This is a genomic window from Paenisporosarcina sp. P4_E4_2 (assembly GCF_056401595.1).
Map to the genome: position 1 here is coordinate 1 of NZ_JBFUJC010000291.1, position 4009 is coordinate 4009.

Genomic DNA, 4009 nt, shown 5'->3' on the forward strand with positions numbered 1-4009 from the left:
TTTAGACCATGGTTCAAGTTTTGAAAAATGTAAAGAAGCAATTGATGCTGGATTCACATCAGTCATGATTGATGCATCACATCATCCATTGGAAGAAAACATTTCAACCACGTCTCAAGTAGTGGAATATGCACACGCTCATGGCGTGTCTGTTGAAGCTGAGCTTGGAACTGTGGGTGGACAAGAAGATGACATTATCGCAGAAGGCGTCATTTATGCAGATCCAAAAGAATGTGCTGAACTGGTTTCACGCACTGATATCGATTGCTTGGCACCTGCACTGGGTTCTGTTCATGGTCCTTACAAAGGAGAACCGAATTTAGGTTTTGCTGAAATGGAAGAAATCTCGAAATTATCAGATCTTCCACTTGTATTGCACGGTGGAACCGGAATTCCTGTAAAAGATATTCAACGTTCGATTTCACTGGGAACAGCGAAAATCAATGTTAATACTGAAAATCAAATTGCAGCTACAAAAGCAATTCGTGATTTCTTGAATAGCGATGCGGATGTTTACGATCCACGTAAATACTTAATTCCTGCTCGTGACGCAATCAAAAACACTGTACAAGGAAAAATGCGCGATTTCGGAAGTTCTGGAAAAGCATAAATAAAATAGCATAAATAAAACAAGAGAATGTAAGGAGAAGTGTCGGAATACGGCCTTCTCCTCTTTTTCCATCAAATGGAGGCAACTAAAAATGAAATTTTTTATCGATACAGCAAACTTTGAAGAAATTAAAGAAGCACACGCTTGGGGTATTTTGTCAGGCGTAACTACAAATCCATCACTTGTGGCAAAAGAAAATATTTCTTTCCACGATCGTTTACGTGAAATCACTTCACTAGTAGAAGGTTCAGTCAGTGCAGAAGTAATTGCTTTGGATGCTGAAGGAATGATTAAAGAAGGTCGTGAACTAGCGGCAATTGCACCAAATATCACAGTGAAATTACCAATGACACCAGACGGTCTGGCAGCATGTTCAGTATTTTCAAAAGAAGGCATTAAAACAAATATCACGTTGATTTTCAGCGCAAACCAAGCTTTGCTTGCAGCACGTGCTGGAGCAACTTATGTATCACCATTCCTTGGGCGTTTGGACGATATCGGTCACAACGGCATGGATTTAGTCGGTACGATTGCACAAATTTTTGAATTGCACAATATTGATACAGAAATCATTGCTGCATCAATTCGTCATCCACAACACGTGACAGACGCAGCGCTTCACGGAGCACACATTGGAACAATGCCGATAAACGTAATGAAACAAATGTTCAAACATCCATTAACGGATAAAGGAATTGAAGCATTTTTAGCGGATTGGAATAACCGTTTAAGTGCAGAATAAGTTAACTCTTGAATTGATTGTAGGTGAATTACATGGAAGTGTATAAAATTAATGGGCAAAAACGTTTACAAGGAACAATTAAAGTGAGCGGTGCCAAAAACAGCGCAGTTGCTTTAATCCCGGCATCCATTTTAGCCAATTCTCCTGTCACGATTGAAGGATTACCGGAAATCTCGGATGCTTGGACACTGAAAGAGTTGCTAGAGGAAATCGGTGGGGATGTATCTTTCGACGACGGCACTATGAACATTGATCCTACTAAAATGCAAGGCATGCCTTTGCCAAACGGCAACGTTAAAAAACTTCGAGCATCCTATTATTTGATGGGTGCCATGCTAGGTCGCTTTAAAAAAGCGGTCATTGGCTTGCCAGGAGGCTGTTTCTTAGGACCTCGTCCGATCGATCAACACATCAAAGGCTTTGAGGCGCTTGGTGCCAAAGTGACGAACGAACATGGTGCCATTTATTTGCGTGCGGATGAATTGCGTGGAGCTAAAATTTATTTAGACGTTGTCAGTGTTGGTGCCACCATCAACATCATGCTGGCTGCCGTAATGGCTAAAGGGCAAACGACCATTGAAAATGCCGCGAAAGAACCTGAAATCATTGATGTAGCGACTTTGTTAACAAACATGGGAGCGAAAATCAAGGGTGCAGGAACGAACGTCATTCGAATCGATGGAGTTGATGAACTACATGGGACGAACCACACGATTATCCCCGATCGAATTGAAGCAGGAACATTCATGATAATGGCTGCAGTGGCTGGTGACGGTGTTACAATTGACAATGTCATCCCATTCCATGTTGAAGCGCTGACTGCAAAACTGCGCGAAATGGGCGTTAAGATCGAAGAAGGCGAAGAAAGTATCTTCATTCCGAAATCAGAGAACTTGCAGGCAGTGGATGTGAAAACACTGGTGTATCCTGGTTTCCCAACGGATTTACAGCAACCGTTCTCTCTTTTAATGACCCAGGCCAAAGGTTCATCGGTCATTACAGACACCATTTATTCAGCCCGTTTCAAACATATCGATGAGTTGAAACGTATGAATGCCAGTGCACGTGTAGAAGGGCGTACAGCGATTATTTCAGGTCCGACGAAATTGGAATCCGCTTCAGTTCGTGCATCAGATTTGCGTGCAGGAGCAGCCTTGGTATTGGCTGGATTGATTGCCGAAGGAGAAACTGAAATTCGCGATATTTATCATATCGAACGAGGCTACAGCTCGTTAATTGATAAATTGCATGGGCTCGGTGCAGATATTCGCCGCGAAACTATCGAAGATGAACACGAACATTCGAGCACAGAAGACAACGAAAAATAAAAATCTGACCACTTGTCACGTATGGTACAATGACAGGTGGAAGAATGACGCAAATAAATGACCGGATAACGGGAGGAACACACAAAATGGAACGCAGTTTATCAATGGAGTTAGTGCGTGTAACAGAAGCAGCAGCAATCGCTTCGGCACGTTGGATGGGCCGAGGTTTGAAAAATGAAGCGGATGACGCAGCGACTACAGCTATGCGAAACGTTTTTAACTCTATCCCGATGCAAGGGGTCGTCGTAATAGGCGAAGGTGAAATGGACGAAGCACCGATGCTATATATCGGTGAAGAACTAGGTCTTGGCATTGGCGGTCCGGAAGTGGATATCGCAGTTGACCCTCTCGAGGGAACAAATATCGTGGCTTCAGGCGGATGGAATGCGCTTGCAGTTCTTGCAATCGCAGACAGAGGCAACCTGCTGAATGCACCGGATATGTATATGGACAAATTGGCAGTAGGACCTGAAGCAAGAGGCCAAGTGGACATCAACGCTTCTGTAACAGRTAACTTACGTGCGGTTGCCCGTGCTAAAAACAAAGACATCGAAGACGTTGTGGCAACAATTTTAAACCGCCCACGTCACCAAAAAATTATTGATGAGATTCGTGCATCAGGTGCTCGAATTAAATTGATCAATGATGGCGACGTTGCAGGTGCAATCAACACAGCATTCGATGAAACAGGCGTAGATATTTTATTTGGACTGGGTGGCGCGCCAGAGGGCGTTATTGCTGCAGTTGGCTTGAAATGTCTAGGTGGCGAAATACAAGGTAAATTAGTTCCTACCAACGAACAAGAATTACAACGTTGTATTCGTATGGGACTTGATGTAAACCGTGTATTCCGTATGGAAGACCTTGTAAAAGGTGACGACGCAATCTTTGCGGCAACGGGTGTAACGGATGGAGAACTTCTGCGTGGTGTACAATTCAAGGGATCATATGCAGAGTCTCATTCATTAGTTATGCGTGCGAAATCAGGCACAGTCCGTTTCGTAGAAGGGCGTCACAGCTTGAAGAAAAAACCTCATCTTATGATGGAAGACTAACTTCAAAAATATGTGCCTGGCCATAACTTGGCCGGGCATCTTCTACTAAAATCAATTCATTGCAGAACCAATCCTACCTTCAACTTGAATCGACACAACAAAATATGTAAAAGAGTGGTGCCATTTTATGACAACCTTAAAGATTGCTGAACTAGAAAGTATGACGTTAAAAGAACTGTATGCACTTGCACGCCAGTTCAAAATCTCGTACTACAGCAAACTAACGAAAAAAGAACTTATTTTTGCGATATTAAAAACACGCGCAGAACAAGAA

Annotated in this window: 5 protein-coding genes; all 5 read left to right on the forward strand. The window is 43.0% G+C overall.

Annotated features, from left to right (window positions below):
- On the forward strand, positions 1–610 hold a 610-nt coding region (locus tag AC1DSB_RS15645; protein WP_477587059.1), incomplete at its 5' end, for a ketose-bisphosphate aldolase.
- Positions 611–701: 91 nt separating this feature from the next.
- Entirely contained in the window at positions 702–1352 is a 651-nt protein-coding gene (fsa, locus tag AC1DSB_RS15650; protein WP_016428280.1) for a fructose-6-phosphate aldolase, read from the forward strand.
- A 32-nt stretch (positions 1353–1384) separates the two neighbouring features.
- A complete protein-coding gene (locus AC1DSB_RS15655; protein ID WP_016428279.1) occupies positions 1385–2680 on the forward strand; it encodes a UDP-N-acetylglucosamine 1-carboxyvinyltransferase in 1296 nt (431 codons plus the stop codon).
- A gap of 86 nt (positions 2681–2766) precedes the next feature.
- The gene (glpX, locus tag AC1DSB_RS15660) at positions 2767–3735 is read left to right on the forward strand and encodes a class II fructose-bisphosphatase (RefSeq protein ID WP_477587060.1); all 969 of its coding nucleotides are present in this window, start codon (positions 2767–2769) and stop codon (positions 3733–3735) included.
- Positions 3736–3862: 127 nt separating this feature from the next.
- Positions 3863–4009, forward strand: a 147-nt coding sequence (locus AC1DSB_RS15665) for a Rho termination factor N-terminal domain-containing protein (protein ID WP_477587061.1), incomplete at its 3' end; no start/stop codon positions are given.

Excerpts from the sequence above, each read along its gene's own strand:
- fsa (WP_016428280.1), top strand. The coding sequence starts at position 702 with ATGAAATTTTTTATCGATACAGCAAACTTTGAAGAAATTAAAGAAGCA.
- AC1DSB_RS15655 (WP_016428279.1), top strand. The coding sequence starts at position 1,385 with ATGGAAGTGTATAAAATTAATGGGCAAAAACGTTTACAAGGAACAATT.